Source organism: Dorea sp. ICN-14282 (assembly GCF_037890115.1).
GTDB lineage: Bacteria > Bacillota > Clostridia > Lachnospirales > Lachnospiraceae > Dorea_B > Dorea_B phocaeensis.
The window spans coordinates 491,814-508,766 of the sequence record NZ_JBBKBH010000002.1 but is presented as its reverse complement, the minus strand read 5'-3'; the positions used below and the strand labels follow the sequence as shown (position 1 = coordinate 508,766).

The window sequence follows — 16,953 nt, the reverse complement described above, 5'->3', positions numbered from 1 at the left end:
AGAAGATGAATATATTTGTATCCGTATGAAGAACTTCGGCGGGGCGCTTCTTATAAAGAGCGCCCCGCCGGTTTTTTTCATTATACGTTTGTTTTTGAAAAAATCTATTTTTGCTTTTTCCGGTAGTAAGCCATGCCAGCTGCAGCTGCGCTCAGTCCCAAAAGACATATGAACGGTACAACAGGAGAAGGATCTCCGGTTTTTGCTGCAGTATTCTCAGAGCTGGAAGAACCTGGTTTGCTCTGGCCGGCTGGTTTATTAGGTTTGCCAGGCTTGTTCGGAGTTCCTGGCTGCTCCGGTTTTGGCTTTCCTGGTTTCTCAGGCTCAGGCGTCTTATCTTTGGCGAATACGGCTTCGATAGTAAGATCTTTTGATACGGATTCAATGGTATAAGTACCATCTTCTTTTAAGGTCGCATCTTTGCCGTTTACCATAGCTTTTTCTACATGATAGCCTTTATCCGGTGTGAATGTATAGGTGACAGAAGAACCAGCTGGGATTTTGTCACCGTCAATGCTGGAAGTAATCGTTCCGTGTTCGCTCTTCTTGATCGTCTGAGTGAAAGATTCAGGTTCAGGCGTCTTATCTTTAGCGAATACAGCCTCGATGGTAAGATCCTTTAATACGGAGTCGATAGTATAAGTGCCATCCTCTTTTACGGTCACCTCTTTGCCGTTTACCATAGCTTTTTCCAGGTGATAGCCCTCGTCCGCTGCAAATGTGTAAGTAACAGAAGCGCCATATGGAATTTCTTCACCGTCAATGCTGGAGATAATCGTTCCGTGTTCGGTTTCCTTGATTGTCTGGGTAAAGAAGACTTCTGGTTTGTCCGGCACAAAGTCTGACAAGTAGATGACATTTAAAATGTGCTGTGTCATAGTAATGCCGTCTTTTCCATATACCTGTACATAGTAATTGTTCAGTCCGTCTTCAAAGGAGACAGAAGCCTGATATCCGGTTTCCGTTTCGGTTAGCGGGACATCTTTTCTATAAGCGCCGCATTTTACTTCGACGTGACCGATCAGGTTCTTGTCCGCTGTGATCAGTAAGGAGGAACCTGCAGCTTTGGTTGCTGTCGTGTAACCGTTCTGATCGAAGGTGTCAACAGAAAGACCGGCTTCCGGCATTTCGATTTTCTGGATCTGCGTAAAGTTGCTTTCTACAGTTTTTACCGTGATGGTATAGGTGATATCCTCTGCGGAATCGGCGCTTCTTGTGAGGGTAATGACATCCTTATCTGCAACATCCAGAATGAGGGAATCTGCGTTAGCTTTGGATACCTCATCTTTGTTCAGAGAAACTTTTGTCTTTCCTTCGCCAGACATCAGTGCGCGATAGTCAAGGGTTACTTTGGCAAGATCGGCAGGGATCAGAAGTTCATAATCCTGTTTGCCGTCTTTGAGAAGGTTGACCCCGTTCGCCTGAAGGAGATCGAGACTTAAGTCCAAAGTACCTTTTCCGATCTCGGTTGAGACACTTTTTGGCTCTTTTCCTGGAGTACCATGTTCATCAACCGGATAAACGGTACAGGTGAGTGTTCCTGCCGTGGTAGGACGGAATTTCTTTTGGGTAGTGACGATCTCTTTGGTAGCTTTGTCTTCTTCGTAAGACCACTGATAGAGTGTTGCTCCCTCTCTGTTATAGTCAGCATCCGCAAATGTATAGTCTACGGATACCTCTTCGCCCACTTTATGATCGTTTCCATCAAATTTCAAGTCAGAAACAGTCGGAGCCGTATTGGTAAATTCGCCGATGGAAAGCGCGGTTCCGGCAGAGACAGCGTCGAATCCCTGGTCAGCGGTTCCAACCTTAAAGTCGGAGAAGGTCACATCTTTGCCACGGTCGTTGGTGTGCCATGCGGCAAATCCAATGCTGAACCATGATCCGAGGAAGGAAGCGTCATCGAAGGTTTTTACTGTCTGCCACTCACCGTCGGTTTTGTAAGCGAGTGTTAAGGTATCGTCTTGTTTCATAAATCCGAGGTATGCGCTGGAAACTGCGTTTTGTGCGGCGTCTCCATCGTATTCGGAAGCAGTTCCGTTTCGTTCTTCTACGGAAGCAATCCCTGCTTTGTGGGATTTTTTACCTACGGAAATGTAGTTGTCCGCGTTGTTAAATAATAAGAAGCTTGCGGTATCCCACTGGCCGCCTTCATTGATTGGAAGGTTGTCAACCTTCACGGTTGTGCAGACATTGTTGCGGTCGAAAGAGCCTCTGTACAACAGTAGGTTCTTTACGCTGTTGTCGCTTTGGTATAAGTCACCTTTCTGCATGGTGATATTCAGAGAATCCTTGCCAAGTGTGTAGTGTGATGGGTCTGGATTGTACATGGTAAATCCAGGAGCAATACCTGCAACCTCAGGCAGAGATACAATGATCGGAATCTGATCATATTTGGTTCCGGCAGATGCACGAACCCATACGATTCCGTTTTGTTTTGGTGTCATGACACCGTTTTCGTCGATTGTTGCAATATCACTTGGGTTTCCACTTTGGAAATCAAGGACAGACCAGCGAACACTTCCGGAAGAATCGGCATCTGTGTTCAGATCCAAAGTTTCCGTCAGTCTGTTCAATACGTTAGTCTGTGGCTCCTGAATCTTGATACTGTCTGGTACGGAACCTTCTCCGTCGGCAGTCAGTGTCAGAACATTGGATTTGACGATGGTGCCATCCCAGATGTAGTATGCATAAATGTCTGCCGTTCCGCTCTTGTTAGCGGTCAGGACTCCGGAGTGATCAACAGAAATAATCTCCGGTGCGCTGCTTGCATAATATACTGTGGATACAGGATCGCTTACCGGTTGTCTGCGGTCATTTTCAATCACTTGGATATCGGTATCTTCATTATGAATGTTATCGGTACTCATGTTGTGAAGTACGGCATATTTTTTCAATCCATCATCGTAGGTGTTGCCTTTTAAGGTAACATTCTTGCAGCTTGTAAATTCAAAGGCATTGTCCTGCTCACGTTCGTGCTTATCACCGTCTTTCGTGGTCGTAAGTGCAAGTGTTTCGCCGACTTTCATCTGCCCGGAGTCGGAACCGGATGAAAGTTCGATGGAAATATCCGGGTTGGTACGCAGGATTTTGTTGTTGGTAAAGGTGAGATTTTCTACGCTTTCTGCGTAAACAACCGTATCCACATCCATATGGAAGGTATTTCCGTCAATGGTAATATTCTTGTGGATTGGAGTGTCTTCACCTGGAAGTCGTCCGCCTTTGGTAACCGGGTGTACATAGACTGCCGGCGCATAGTCCCAGGCTGTTCTTCCAATACTCTTAATATAGAACTCGTTGTTCCGAATCGTCATGTCGCGGATTGGACCGGATTCATACCACTCATTGGAGTCGTTGGATAAGAAAATGGTTGCCATGGACATGTTAAGGAATTTGTTTCCTTCGATTACAACTTTATTTCTTGTAGTACATAAGATTCCACGAGTTGGAACATTTTTGAATGTATTATTTTTGATGTATACAGATGGGGCATAGGTAACGTTTTCAGCAACGTATTTTGGTTCCCATCCAATCTGGTCTGCCAAGTCTTCCGGCAGAGCCTCTTTGAATTTGATTTCCATGGTTCGTCCGTCTGTATCCGTAGGTTCGGAGAGAACTTTTTCTACGGTATAGAGGTTTTCCTCGTCGGACTGTCCGGTTGGCGGCTGCAGGAAATCACGGGTGAAGAATGCTACCTTGTCACCTTCGTGATATTGCGGGAATCCGCCTTGCTGCTGGTGGATGTATTTCAGTACCAGTGTATGGTCATCTTTGCGTCGTTCGACTCTGGTGAACGTTCCGTGCAGGTTGATCGGGTCATCGTGGGAATTAGAGAAATTACATCCCTCGATAGTGATCTTTCCGGCAGCTCCGGAAGCATGGATGATATCAGCGTAGCTTACGGTGATGTGGCCGGAGTTTTTCCTTGGCATAAAGTTACAGTTTCGATAAGAGACATCGGTACTCATCTGAATCAGCCATCCGAAACCGTGCATAAAGTGTACGTTCAGCCCTTCGGCATCGACATTTTTACTCTCCCAGGTAAATGCGCCTGCCGTTTCACGTACTGCACTGCTGGCAAGTTCAAAGACCATACCAAGTGTCTGCATGTCCGGTCTTGCTCCAGCGTAACTGATGCGGACAACGCCGTCTGGAAGCTGGGTAATAGAACGAACATTGCTAAATGGATTTCCCCTGCCGTCGGTCCAGTAGTTTCGTGTCATCTCTTCCCCTGGAGAATGTGCAACAACGGCATAGGAACGGTGAATGTTAGTCTCTGTCCAGTAATACTGGTCGGTGTAAGGACTCTTTTCACTGGTCCATTTAATAGAATTTCCCTCAATGATATACGGGAAACAGTCTGGGATGTAGAAATCGGTGTAGTCCGAACCATTTTCGGATCCCATATTGGTAATGGTCATCTCGGAAACGGTTGGTACTTCAAAGTCCCAGGAAAAATTTTTCAACTTAATATTCTCGGATTTGACAACGGCAAGTGCCATCATGTTGCCGTGCATCATGAAGAGGGAACCATTTCCGTCAATGGTCAGGTTCTTATGCTCTTCAATCAGAATTCCGATCGTCTTTTGCGGGTGCTCCAAGCTGTTGGTGTTGGAGGTGTGGTAGTTGCGGACTTCTGCTTTGTCCTTGTAAATCTGGTATTCGCCCCGCGGGAATTCCAGTACTACCTTCTGGCCCTTTTCTTCTTCCTTTTTGGCAGCTGCCAGTGCCTTTTGGACGGCTTCTGTACTATCTTTTTCCCCAGTTGGATCGACGCCGTATTCGGAAGCGTCAAGATGAACAGCTTTGTCCTCTTTTTCTTTTGCCTGAGCAGGCAGAAAAGAGAGGTTGCCCAAGAGCAAACTGCAAAGAAGAAGCCAGGTCAGCAATTTCTTTGGGTTTCTTTTCATGTCTTTCTCCTTTTTAGTATTTATTTACATATGGGCATATGTATACGTCAATTATCTTATTTATTATGGGGAAAAGACATAGATAAAAGAAAGAACTTTTTATGTTTTTCTATGATGATTCGATGATTGTTTTTTATGTTTTTGTGAATAAATGTCAAATAAATATCAAAACAGGAAAAGAGAAAATTCCCTCTTCCCAAATCGAATGTTTTGTTGTATGATAGTAACTGGCCCAAGATGTAGTGTGGAAACGGATGAGTTTCTCCTATATTTAGTATAGATGGTGTGTATAGAGAACTAATAAGAGAGGGAATGGTGCAGATATGGAAGTGAAAACAAGCGTAATCAAGCGGAACGGGGAAGAAGTAGAGTTTGACCTGAGTAAGATTATAAACGCGATCAGAAAGGCAAATGAGGAAGTAGACAAGCTTCACCGAATGAACGATTATCAGATTATGGCAATTGCGGATAATATTGCGAATCAGGTGAACGAGATCATGCATGCAGTGAATGTAGAAGACATTCAGGACATGGTAGAGACCGGAATTATGGAGATGCGCGGCTATGAGGTGGCGCAGAAGTATGTTCGCTATCGCTATAAAAGAGAATTGAATCGAAAATCCAATACAACGGACAACGGAATTTTGTCTTTGATTGAACACATTAATGAGGAAGTGAATCAGGAAAACTCCAATAAGAACCCGGTGATTAACTCTACGCAGCGAGATTATATGGCGGGAGAAGTCAGCAAGGATCTTTCTAGACGTATTTTGCTTCCGGATGAGATTGTGAAAGCGCATGAGGAAGGAATTATTCATTTCCACGATTCTGATTATTTTGCACAGAAAGAGCATAACTGTGATCTGATTAACCTGGAAGATATGCTTCAGAATGGAACCGTTATCAGCGAGACTTTGATCGAGAAACCACATAGTTTCTTTACTGCATGTAATGTCACAACTCAGATCGTGGCACAGGTGGCAAGCAATCAGTATGGAGGACAGTCCTTTACACTGGCACATTTGGCGCCGTTTGTGGATATCAGCAGAAAGAAGATCAGAAGAAATGTTATCGCAGAGAGACAGGAATGCGGTGAAAGTATGGATGAGGTTATCATCGATAAGGTGACAGAGCGCAGACTTCGGGAAGAGGTAAGAAGTGGAATTCAGACGATTCAATATCAGCTGATTACGTTGATGACCTGTAACGGTCAGGCACCGTTCGTTACGGTGTTCATGTATCTGGACGAAGTGGAAGAAGGACAGACGAGAGACGACCTTGCACTGATCATTGAGGAAGTTCTGGTACAGAGAATGCAGGGTGTGAAGAATGAGAAGGGAGTATGGATTACTCCGGCGTTCCCGAAGCTGATCTATGTATTGGATGAAGATAATATTACAGAAGGTTCTAAGTATTGGTATCTGACAGAATTAGCTGCAAAGTGTACAGCAAAGAGACTGGTACCGGACTATATTTCTGCGAAGATTATGAAAGAACTGAAGAAGGGTGAAGTATATCCGTGTATGGGATGCCGTTCCTTCCTGACGGTAGAAGATTCTCAGAGAAATGCCGATGGAAGCCATAAGTTCTACGGAAGATTTAATCAGGGCGTAGTGACGATTAACTTGGTGGATGTTGCTTGTTCTTCTGAAGGCGATATGGATAAGTTCTGGGAGATTCTGGATGAGCGTTTGGAGCTTTGCCACCGTGCACTGCGCTGCCGCCATGAACGTCTTCTGGGAACGATTTCTGATGTGGCGCCGATTTTGTGGCAGTATGGAGCGTTGGCAAGACTGAAGAAAGGGGAGAAGATTGATCCGCTGTTGTTTGGAGGATATTCTACGATTTCCCTTGGATATGCAGGCCTATATGAGATGTGTATGCGGATGCTTGGAAAATCCCATACGGATCCAGAAGCAAGTCCGTTTGCGATGAAGGTAATGCAGCGTCTGAATGATAAGTGTGCAGAGTGGAAGGCGGCAGAAAATATCAGCTATTCTGTATATGGAACACCGATGGAGTCTACGACTTACAAGTTTGCAAAATGTCTCCAAAAGCGTTTTGGCGTGATTGAAGGGGTTACCGATAAAAATTATATTACGAACAGCTATCATGTACATGTGGCAGAGGAAATCGATGCATTTAAGAAATTGAAGTTTGAGGCAGATTTCCAGAAGTTGTCACCGGGAGGAGCGATCAGTTATATCGAGGTTCCGAATATGCAGGAGAATATTCCGGCGGTATTGTCTGTGATGAAGTTCATTTACGATAATATTATGTATGCAGAGCTGAATACGAAGAGTGACTACTGTGAATGCTGTGGTTACGATGGAGAGATTCTGATTCAGGAAGAAGAGTCTGGAAAGCTAGTATGGGAGTGCCCAAATTGTGGAAACCGTGATCAGAACAAGATGTTTGTAGCCCGCAGAACTTGCGGTTACATCGGAACACAGTTCTGGAATCAGGGACGTACGCAGGAGATCAAGGATCGCGTACTGCATCTGTAGAGAGAGCAAAATAAAGAAAACTGTAAGAGATAGAATGTAAGAGCTAAGAGGAACAGGGTCTGCCGGTGAAGGCAGACCCTGAATCCATATCGTGAGGCCTGTTAGGGGAAGGAGGCACATGCCATGAATTACGGAAATATAAAAGAGTGTGATATTGCAAACGGACCAGGCGTGAGAGTGAGCCTATTCGTATCCGGGTGCAGACATCATTGCAAAGGATGCTTTAATGAGGAGACGTGGGATTTTCAATATGGGAATCCCTATACAGAAGAAACAGAAGAAACAATAATCAATCTTTTGAAAGCGGGATATATCCAGGGATTGTCACTGCTTGGAGGAGAACCGTTCGAGCCAGAGAATCAGCATGAGTTGGTAAAACTCTTGCGCCGGGTGAGGGAGACCTATCCGGAGAAGGATATTTGGTGCTATTCCGGTTATCTTTATGATGTAGATATGGTTTCGGGAGGAAGGGTGTATACGGATGTAACAGAGGAAATGCTGTCCTATCTGGATGTTTTAGTGGACGGAAGGTTTGTAGAGGCGCAGAAGGATGTGACCCTTCATTTCCGCGGAAGCAGGAACCAACGGATCATCGACGTGAAGAAGAGCCGTGAGGCAAATGAGGTTGTGCTGTCGCCACTGAATAATTAAAAGGGCAGAAAAAGTAGAATATTTAGAAAAGCGGAATCGATATTGACATATGCAAATAAAAAGAGTAAGATATAAATAAATTGACATATGCCAATAAATGGAGGCTGACGATGCCAAGAACAGGAAAGAAGAAAAAAGTCTTAAAAATGCCGGGATATTGCCGGTTTGCAGCAGAAAACCAAAGGAAGATGGTGGGACATAGTATTGTGATGAAGGTGGAAGAATATGAATGTATTCGCCTGATTGACTATATGGCGTATACGCAGGAAGAATGCGCAAAAGCCATGGAGGTCAGCCGCGGTACGGTTCAGATGCTGTATGCTGAGGCGAGGAAGAAACTGGCGCGTTTCCTGGTGGAAGGGCTGGAACTTCGGATTGAAGGCGGCGAGTATGTGGCAATAGATTCGTCAGCAGAAGGCGGCAAAAAGAAGGAGAGAATGAATATGAAAATTGCAGTAACCTATGAAGATGGACAGATTTTTCAGCATTTCGGACATACGGAACAGTTTAAAGTGTATGAGGTAGAGGATGGAAAAATCGTAGGAAGTGAAGTTGTAGACACCAATGGACAGGGACACGGTGCGTTGGCGGGATTTTTGTCAGAGGGAAATGTTGATGTGCTGATCTGCGGTGGTATCGGCGGAGGCGCAAGAAATGCATTGGCAGAAGCTGGGATTAAGCTGTTCCCAGGAGCTCAGGGTGATGCGGATGCTCAGGTAGAGTCTTATCTGGCAGGTACGTTGAATTATGATCCGGATACGATGTGCAGCCATCATGGAGAGGGACATGGACACGGAGATCACGACTGTGGCGGACATGGAAATCATGAATGTGGCGGACATCACTGCGGTTAGACTGTAAGGGTATAGAACAAATTGTAAGAAGAATGCAGGATTACAAGTTTCATCAGTAATCCTGCATTTGTTTTGGCTGAAAATTAAACGAATTAACAATTTTAATAATTATAGACATAAAAAGGACTGCGTTTTGGGAGGAGTGCAGTCCTGAGGAAAAAGTTATGAAAAAGATTTATAAGTGTTGTTCGTTTGAACAATTATAGTATATGCAAAAACTGTGATAAAAATGTGAGTAAAATGAGAACTAATTGTTAACAATTGTAGTCGGGGACGTGTACAAATGAAAAAAACTCCGTCCCCAACTACAATTTACCCTGTCCCGAATTGGAAATGACCCTGTCTCCGAAGAGTTGAGCAAACAATTCAAACAATGATTTTTCAAAAAGATTATCTTTTTTCCATACAATAGAAATTTCGTGCTGAACATCAAAATCTTGTAATTCTATTTTTTGGATCTGGCCTGTGAGCAGTTCCTTTTCTACGGCAGTTTCATATAAAAAGGTGATGCCGCAGGCGGAAAGTACCAGCTCTTTGATAGTGTTCATGTTTCCAATTGTGATGATATTATGGAAATCAATAAGGTTTAATTCGTGGCAGGCCAGAGATTGTTCAAGAATCATCCTTGTGCCAGAACCTTCTTCGCGAAGAAGAAGACGTTCTTCGATTAAGTCATGCAGAGTAAGGGGATAGCGCTGGGGGCACGTTGTAAATTGGTAATTGGGGCTGCAGACAGGGAAAAAGTTTTCCACAGTATAGGGGAGATGGCGATAAAGATGATGTGGATAATCCCCCTCTAAAATTGCAAAGTCGATGGATCCATTATCCAGCTTTTGAAGTAATTCGTTTGTGTTAGCGACAGTTACAGTAATGGAGGCGGCTTCGTAATTGTGCAAGAATTGAGAAAGCGGTTGTGCAATCATAAACTCACCGACGGTTAAAGTGGCTCCGAAGTGCAGCGGCTTTCTTTGGTCGGTTAGATAAGTAAGCTGTTCTTTCAGATAGATTTCGTTATTGTGAATGGATGTCAAAGTATCTCGAAGTAGTTTGCCGGCATCGGTTAGTAAAAGCTTTTTCCCAATAAAACGAAAAAGCTTTACGTGATAATAGCTTTCGATATATTGGATATGCTGTGTTACCGCGGGCTGTGAAATATGAAGTTTCTCGGCGGCGCGAGTAAAGTTCATTTCCTCGCAAACTGTTAAAAAGGTAATTGTTCGATTATCTAACATAAGACCTCCTTGGAAAAATAAGCAAATAGGGACAGGGTGATTCTTAATTGGGGACGTGTACAAATGAAAAAAACTCCATCCCCGATAAAACGAATTATAACATAAACTTATCAAAAAATAAATTATAATAATTTTACTTAATGATTGAGATGTGTTATGATGCATAAGGAGACAAATGGAGTGTATTTACGGAGGAAGATATGGATTTTTTGAAAAAGAATTGGAAGGGAATTTTAGTGTGTTTGTGTATTGCGGTGCCATCTAGTTTGCTGGGAAAGAAATTTCCGATTATTGGCGAGCCGGTAATTGCAATTATTGTTGGTATGGTTATCACATTGCTGATAAAAGACAAGACGAATCTTGAAAGTGGAATTAAGTTTACATCTAAGAAAATTCTGCAATATGCGGTGGTGCTTCTTGGATTTGGATTGAATCTTCAGGTGATTCTACAGACGGGTAAACAATCGTTGCCTATTATTGTATCTACAATTGCTACGTCATTGATTATTGCATATGTTTTACACAGAGTTATGCACATTCCGGGAAAGATATCCACATTGGTGGGCGTTGGTTCTTCTATCTGTGGAGGATCTGCGATTGCTGCGACAGCGCCGGTTATTGATGCGGATGATGAAGAAGTGGCGCAGGCGATTTCTGTGATCTTTTTCTTTAATGTACTGGCGGCAATTGTGTTCCCGATGCTGGGAACGGCGATTGGATTTTCTCAGACTTCCGGAGAGGCGTTTGGTATTTTTGCAGGAACAGCAGTAAATGATACTTCTTCTGTTACGGCGGCAGCATCTACCTGGGATAGTATGTACGGATTGGGAAGCGCTACCCTTGATAAAGCGGTTACGGTGAAACTGACCCGAACACTGGCGATTATTCCGATTACACTGGTGCTTGCATTTATGAGAGCGAAGAAAGAGGAAGGAAATGAGCAGGGAAAAGTTTCTTTGAAACAGGTGTTTCCATTCTTTATTCTGTTTTTCGTGGGGGCGTCTGTGATTACAACAGTTGCAGTTACAGCGGGAGTTCCGATTGGATTTTTTGCGCCGTTGAAAGAACTGTCAAAATTCTTCATTGTGATGGCGATGGCGGCGATCGGTCTGAATACAAATATTGTGAAATTAGTAAAAACCGGAGGAAAGCCAATTCTGATGGGATTGGCCTGCTGGGTTGGAATTACCCTGGTCAGTCTCAGTATGCAGCATATGCTGGGAATCTGGTAAAGGGTTTAACATGCTCGTCTCTTTTGTGAAGAGGCGGGCGCTTTTTTTATGGGAAACTTGTAAAAGGAGGGAGTTCCTTCTATAATAATAAGCATTATAATAAGTGAGACTTACAGGGGATAGATGCAGTGGTAACGGGCATTAAAAGAGGTAAAAGAAAGAAGGAGGAAGAGAATGGTTCGTGTGTATTTGGCGGAAATTGCCCCCTTATTAATAGAAGAAACGTATCAGAAATATTTTCGGGAACTGCCTTTGTGGCGCCAGGAGAAGGCTCTGAGAATACGAGATGCAAAAGGACGTGCAAGAAGTGTTGGCGCATGGGCGCTTTGGCAGAAGGTGCAAAAAGAGCGCGGGGTGGAGGAAACGTCGGCTTTTAATCTGTCCCATTCGGGGAAATATGTGTTGTGTGCATGCAGTGAGCGGGAAGTTTCAAGTGACCAGGTGGGGGAGAGTAATAAGATCGTTCAGGTGAATGGAGGTTGCAAGATTGGCTGTGATTTGGAAATGGTTCGTAAAATCCGGCTTCCCATGGCAAAAAGATTTTTTTGTCCCGCGGAGTATGAATGGATTGCCGGGCATAAGACGGAGCAGGCAGAATGGTTTTTCCGTTATTGGGTATTAAAAGAAAGTTTTATGAAGGCGACCAGAAGAGGTATGGGATTAGATACACGCTCATTTGAGATTGGGTGGAATGAAAAAATGCAGCCGGTACTCTTGCGAAAACCAGAAGAATATGGGGAGAATTATGTTTACAAGGAGTATGAATTTCGGCCAAAGGAAGTGAAAATTGCTGTGTGTACAACGGATTTGGAGATAGATGAAAAGCTGCATATCCGAACATTTTAGAAAAATATTAAGAATTCAGGCACCTGGTTGACGTGTTTTTAAGTATTTGTTAGAATAATGAAAGGGAAAAACTTAGGTTTATCAAGAAACAAAAAGATTTACAAAAAGCAAGATAAATCCTAAATGGTGAGTATATTTAATTGAATAAGGAGGAAATACAATGCTGGATTTAACATTTGGAGAGCAAGTCAAAATTATCTTAAGCCGAAGAGGCATGACAATTAAGGAGTTGGCGGAGAAGATAGAGGCGAGTACGGGAAAGAAGATGTCCCGGCAGAACCTGACGCAGAGACTTGGAAGAGATAACTTCCAAGAGCAGGATATGCGAATGATCGCGGAAATCCTTGGTTGTCCATTTCATTTAACCATTCTGGAAGATGGAACCCAGGCAGAGAATAATCATATAGAAGAAAAGGCGGAAGCAAAGCAGGCGGCACCTGCAAAGGCAGCTAAAAAAGAGGAAGTCTACGTTCCGGAGAGAGAGATTACAATTGGAGAGTTGGTGGATATCCATGAGGAATTGGATGAACTGGAAAAAGAGGGCGAGAAAGTCTTTTACGAAGAAGAGGTAGTTTGCGAGGAAGAGCCGGTTTGCGAAGAAGAGGTAGTTTGCGAGGAAGAGCCGGTTTACGAGGAAGAGCCGGTTTACGAAGAAGAACCAGTTTATGAGGAAGAGGTAGTTTACGAGGAAGAGCCGGTTTACGAAGAAGAGGTAGTTTACGAGGAAGAGCCAGTTTACGAGGAGGAGCTGATAGAAGAATCGGCAGAAGACCTAGAATCGGAAGCAGAAATGGCAGTAGAAGTGGAAGAAAAGCTGGAAGCGGAACCAGTAGAAGCAGAAGAGACAGGTCAGGAAGAGAAGTCAGAAGAAAAGCCAGAAGAAGAGACGGAGCAGCCGGTGAAGGAAGAAAAGGCGGAGGAAAAACTGCATGGTCTGATGTCCTATTTGCGCAGAAGAAAGAAAAAAGTATCTAAGTCGGCGAAGGAAGCAGAGGAAGTAAAAGAGCCGGTACAGGAAGAAGTAGATTCTGCGACAACAGCAGATGCGCAGGAGGAAGAACCGGAAGAACTTCGGGTAAGACCACAGTCAGAGCTGGATGAAGGGTATAAGGCGGATCTTGATGAGATGCGGGAAGAAGAACTCTATCCAGAAGGTGAGTACGGTGTTTATGGAGAAGAGTATGAGGAAACCTTTGGTGGTGAGGCAGAAGCTGAAGAATTCCTGGTGTCAGATGGAGAAGAAGACTTAGAGCGCGGCGATGTGAATCCGTATACCGGAAGAGAATATGAATCGAACAGCGTGCGGATGCATCCGACAAGAATAGGATATGTACAGGTATATGACCGTGCAGAACATGCGTGGACCGATATGACAGAGTGGGCATTCCTGGGTTACCAAGAGCGCAAGAAGGCTCTTCTTGGCAAGGATTATGAGCCGCCGATTTATCTGGATTAGAGTGGAAGAACGGGTGAGAAGCAAGTGTATTGGGAACAATTGTTATCGACGAAGAGACAAAGGAGCAGTTCCGGAAAAGGTCGGTATGGAAAGAATTCCGATTTAAGAAGTGAGTTTGAGAAGGACTACCATCGTATTATAGGAAGCGCATCGTTTCGGCGTCTTCAGGATAAGACACAGGTATTTCCTTTAGATAAGAGCGATTTTATTAGAACCAGGCTGACCCATTCGTTGGAAGTGTCTTCGTTTGCAAAGTCTTTGGGGCAGAATATTGGTGAAAATATATTGGTTTATAAGAAAGATTTGAGTTTCACGCCTCAGATGAAGGAAGATATTTGTAGCATTCTTCAATGTGCGGGATTGATCCATGATATTGGAAATCCGCCGTTTGGACATTTTGGAGAATGTGCAATTCGAGAATGGTTTGAGCGGAATCTGTCTCGTCTGACTTATCACGGACAGCCGGTGGATCAGATTTTGACGCCGCAAATGCGGGAAGATCTGTACCATTTTGAAGGCAACGCTCAGGCGCTTCGGTTGGTAAGCAAGCTTCATTATCTGGTCGATGAAAATGGTATGAATCTGACGTATGCATTACTCAGTACGATCGTGAAATATCCGGTTTCATCTTTAGAAATCAATACAAAATCTGGAAATATTAAGGATAAGAAGCTGGGATATTATCTGGCGGATGCAGAGCTTTATGAAGAGATCAGTAAGGAGACTGGGACTTGCGGATCCAGACATCCTTTGACATATATCCTAGAGGCAGCGGATGATATCGCTTATAAGACTGCGGATATTGAAGATGCATTTATAAAAGGCTTTCTTAGCTTTCACCAACTTTTGGAAGAATTGCAGGAATTGCAAGAACGGTATCTCACCGGAGAGAAGAATACATTTCTGCCGGCAGATAAGCTGAAAGAGTTGTATCAGGTGGCGAAAGAGCGTCATCTTGGGCATCCGGAAGAGTATGCAGTGAAGAACTGGATTGTCCGAGTGCAGGGATTCCTGATCAACTGCGCAACATATGGGTTTACTTCCAATTATAGTGCGATTATGGAAGGAACATACAGGCATGATTTGTTTCACCAGACATTCGCAGAGCAATTAATGGATTTACTGGGGGATTTGGCGTATCGCGAGGTGTTTACATCCGAGACCATTTACCGAATGGAAGTGCAGGAGGCAGTGATGCTGGATCATTTGTTGGAGCGTTTCGTAACAGCGGCAATCAAATACGATGATCGGGAAGCGCATCTTAATTCTATTGACGAACGGATGATTCTGTTTATTTCCAGCAATTATAAGAAGGCATATCATTACCATGCAGAAGGAAAGTCTGAGGCAGAAAGGCTGTATCTGCGAATTTTGCTGGTGACAGATTATATCTGCGGTATGACGGACGGTTTTGCAAAACGCCTCTACCAGGAACTGAAAGCAATTGTATAGTGGTATATTTTCTGCATTGGAAGAATAAGATGATGGTAAATAATCCAGAATCGAGTGTGGAAAATTGAAACGATGGATCCGCTATTTATACGAATATGATCAAGGGAAAAAGCTTAGAAATGTAGGATTTGTAAAGGTGGAACAAGGAGAAGGCGAGTGTTCGGTGCATATTCATGGAAAAGGACTGCACATGCAGGGAGAAAATCGCCTGAACCTTTACCTTTTCTATGAAGAAAATGAAGAATGCATAGGAATATGGCAGGGGACAGCAGAAAATGTAGACCCTGCCATTAATTACCGCCTTTACTATACGAAAGAAGATACCGGGAAAACGGAAAATTTTGAAAAAATCCGAGGCATTGTTCTGTTAAGTGAAGCGGGGCGCAGATATGCTGCGGTATGGGACGATCAGCCGGCGCATGTGGAAACGATGAGAATTTGTCAGGAAGAGCCGCAGCAGACGGAAGCCGTCGTACAGGAGGAAGAGCCAGAGCAGGCGGAACCTGCCAGGCAGGAGACAGAACCAGAGCCGGAAGAATCTGCTAGGCAGGAGATGGAACCAGAGCAGGAAGAAATTGGCGAACGGGAGATAGAGCCTGAGCAGGAGGATGTTGTCGAACGAGAGATAGAACCAGAGCAGGAAGAGAATCTGAGCAGGATTCATTGTGTCAAAATTCAGCGCAGAGATTTGGCAAGGCTTTCCAGATGTGAATGGAAACTGGCCAACAATAGTTTCCTTCTTCATGGCTGTTATAATTACCGCCATTTAGCATTCTTGGAATACAAGGATCAGCTGTGGCTTGGTGTTCCCGGAGTTTATCATCCACAGGAAGCAAGGGCGGCAGAAGCAATGGGATTTCCGGAATTTATTTATAGGAAGGATACGGACGCCTCATCCGAAGAAGAGGAAGAATTTGGCTATTGGTGCCGCAGAGTAAAGAGAAGACCAGATACGCTGATGGAACAGAGTATGGGAAATAAGAGGGATGGAGAATAAGACGGATGGATAAAAAAGATGAAAAATACATGAAAGAAGCCATTCGGCAGGCGAAGAAGGCATATGCCCTGGGCGAGGTCCCGATTGGGTGCGTGATTGTATATCAGGATAAAATTATCGGGCGCGGGTACAATCGTCGGACGATCGACAAGAATACACTTGCCCATGCGGAGCTGATTGCGATTAAGAAGGCGAGTAAAAAGATGGATGATTGGCGGCTGGAAGAGTGCACCATGTATGTGACGTTAGAACCTTGTCAGATGTGTTCCGGTGCGATTGTACAGTCTCGTATGACCCGCGTGGTCGTAGGCTGTATGAACCCTAAGGCAGGATGTGCAGGTTCGATATTGAATCTTCTTCAGATGTCGGAGTTCAATCATCAAGTGGAATTAGAGACGGGTGTTTTAGAAGAGGAATGCAGTCATATGATGAAGCAGTTTTTCAAAGAATTGCGGGAAAAGAAAAAGAAACCGAAGACGGTTTCTTAAATGAAAGCAATTTAAAACGTGCATTGCGCTTCGAACATGACCACCCAGACGTTACCTTGACAGTTAACTCAGTCCAGGCACCCTTACGGCACCCGGAAGATTCTGCTTAGTGCTGCTTCGTTCCCGACCTGACACGGTTCACAGATTTCCGTCGCGTAAGACCCAGGCCTCAACGCCACTTTTCAAGGGCAGCTCTGCAAAGCCATGCCCTCTGCGCAATATCACCCCTGCTATAGCGGATTGCAGGTTCAAGGTACCGCTAACACCCCGGCTGCACGAGACTTTATTTTACTGTATTTTCGCAGAAATGTCAACCGGCAGCGGGAAA

Annotated in this window: 11 protein-coding genes and 1 other RNA gene; 9 read left to right on the top strand and 3 right to left on the bottom strand. The window is 44.2% G+C overall.

The annotated features are described in order from the left end of the window. Positions 1-104: 104 nt before the first annotated feature. Positions 105-4,910: a right-handed parallel beta-helix repeat-containing protein gene (locus WKT00_RS07885; protein WP_340262752.1), complete on the bottom strand. Its 4,806-nt coding sequence runs from the start codon at positions 4,908-4,910 to the stop codon at positions 105-107. Positions 4,911-5,233: 323 nt separating this feature from the next. Between WKT00_RS07885 and nrdD the strand changes: the two genes are divergently transcribed. The 3 genes from nrdD (at position 5,234) to WKT00_RS07870 (ending at position 8,922) form a co-directional block, all read left to right on the top strand. Beyond that, positions 5,234-7,417 (top strand): anaerobic ribonucleoside-triphosphate reductase, encoded by a 2,184-nt coding sequence (gene nrdD / locus WKT00_RS07880; protein ID WP_101695194.1) that lies wholly within the window; start codon positions 5,234-5,236, stop codon positions 7,415-7,417. 123 nt (positions 7,418-7,540) lie between these two features. After that, positions 7,541-8,068: an anaerobic ribonucleoside-triphosphate reductase activating protein gene (gene nrdG / locus WKT00_RS07875; protein ID WP_101695193.1), complete on the top strand. Its 528-nt coding sequence runs from the start codon at positions 7,541-7,543 to the stop codon at positions 8,066-8,068. A gap of 110 nt (positions 8,069-8,178) precedes the next feature. After that, the gene (locus WKT00_RS07870; protein ID WP_340262746.1) at positions 8,179-8,922 is read left to right on the top strand and encodes a NifB/NifX family molybdenum-iron cluster-binding protein; all 744 of its coding nucleotides are present in this window, start codon (positions 8,179-8,181) and stop codon (positions 8,920-8,922) included. Between the two features lie 305 nt (positions 8,923-9,227). On the opposite strand, the gene WKT00_RS07865 is transcribed toward WKT00_RS07870, so the two are convergent. Continuing rightward, the gene (locus WKT00_RS07865; protein ID WP_340262743.1) at positions 9,228-10,154 is read right to left on the bottom strand and encodes a LysR family transcriptional regulator; all 927 of its coding nucleotides are present in this window, start codon (positions 10,152-10,154) and stop codon (positions 9,228-9,230) included. 200 nt (positions 10,155-10,354) lie between these two features. Here WKT00_RS07865 and WKT00_RS07860 point away from each other — a divergent pair, with 200 nt between their 5' ends. From WKT00_RS07860 to tadA, 6 genes are all read left to right on the top strand, one after another. Further along, positions 10,355-11,386 (top strand): YeiH family protein, encoded by a 1,032-nt coding sequence (locus WKT00_RS07860; protein WP_340262740.1) that lies wholly within the window; start codon positions 10,355-10,357, stop codon positions 11,384-11,386. A gap of 174 nt (positions 11,387-11,560) precedes the next feature. Then, on the top strand, positions 11,561-12,232 hold the full coding sequence (locus tag WKT00_RS07855) for a 4'-phosphopantetheinyl transferase family protein (protein WP_340262737.1): 672 nt from the start codon (positions 11,561-11,563) through the stop codon (positions 12,230-12,232). Positions 12,233-12,392: 160 nt separating this feature from the next. Then, positions 12,393-13,688, top strand: a complete 1,296-nt coding sequence (locus WKT00_RS07850; protein WP_340262734.1) for a hypothetical protein — start codon at positions 12,393-12,395, stop codon at positions 13,686-13,688. A gap of 24 nt (positions 13,689-13,712) precedes the next feature. Continuing rightward, on the top strand, positions 13,713-15,140 hold the full coding sequence (locus WKT00_RS07845) for a deoxyguanosinetriphosphate triphosphohydrolase (RefSeq protein ID WP_101695187.1): 1,428 nt from the start codon (positions 13,713-13,715) through the stop codon (positions 15,138-15,140). A 64-nt stretch (positions 15,141-15,204) separates the two neighbouring features. Beyond that, the gene (locus WKT00_RS07840) at positions 15,205-16,137 is read left to right on the top strand and encodes a hypothetical protein (protein WP_340262731.1); all 933 of its coding nucleotides are present in this window, start codon (positions 15,205-15,207) and stop codon (positions 16,135-16,137) included. Between the two features lie 5 nt (positions 16,138-16,142). Next, entirely contained in the window at positions 16,143-16,625 is a 483-nt protein-coding gene (gene tadA, locus WKT00_RS07835; protein WP_173814790.1) for a tRNA adenosine(34) deaminase TadA, read from the top strand. Positions 16,626-16,641: 16 nt separating this feature from the next. Here the strand turns inward: tadA and ffs are convergent. Further along, an RNA gene (ffs, locus tag WKT00_RS07830) (signal recognition particle sRNA large type) lies at positions 16,642-16,904 on the bottom strand. Between the last annotated feature and the right edge of the window lie 49 nt (positions 16,905-16,953).

Coding starts and splice junctions, on each gene's coding strand:
- WKT00_RS07870 (WP_340262746.1), top strand. CDS start 8,179: ATGCCAAGAACAGGAAAGAAGAAAAAAGTCTTAAAAATGCCGGGATAT.
- nrdD (WP_101695194.1), top strand. CDS start 5,234: ATGGAAGTGAAAACAAGCGTAATCAAGCGGAACGGGGAAGAAGTAGAG.
- WKT00_RS07885 (WP_340262752.1), bottom strand. CDS start 4,910: ATGAAAAGAAACCCAAAGAAATTGCTGACCTGGCTTCTTCTTTGCAGT.
- WKT00_RS07850 (WP_340262734.1), top strand. CDS start 12,393: ATGCTGGATTTAACATTTGGAGAGCAAGTCAAAATTATCTTAAGCCGA.
- WKT00_RS07860 (WP_340262740.1), top strand. CDS start 10,355: ATGGATTTTTTGAAAAAGAATTGGAAGGGAATTTTAGTGTGTTTGTGT.
- WKT00_RS07865 (WP_340262743.1), bottom strand. CDS start 10,154: ATGTTAGATAATCGAACAATTACCTTTTTAACAGTTTGCGAGGAAATG.
- nrdG (WP_101695193.1), top strand. CDS start 7,541: ATGAATTACGGAAATATAAAAGAGTGTGATATTGCAAACGGACCAGGC.
- tadA (WP_173814790.1), top strand. CDS start 16,143: ATGGATAAAAAAGATGAAAAATACATGAAAGAAGCCATTCGGCAGGCG.
- WKT00_RS07855 (WP_340262737.1), top strand. CDS start 11,561: ATGGTTCGTGTGTATTTGGCGGAAATTGCCCCCTTATTAATAGAAGAA.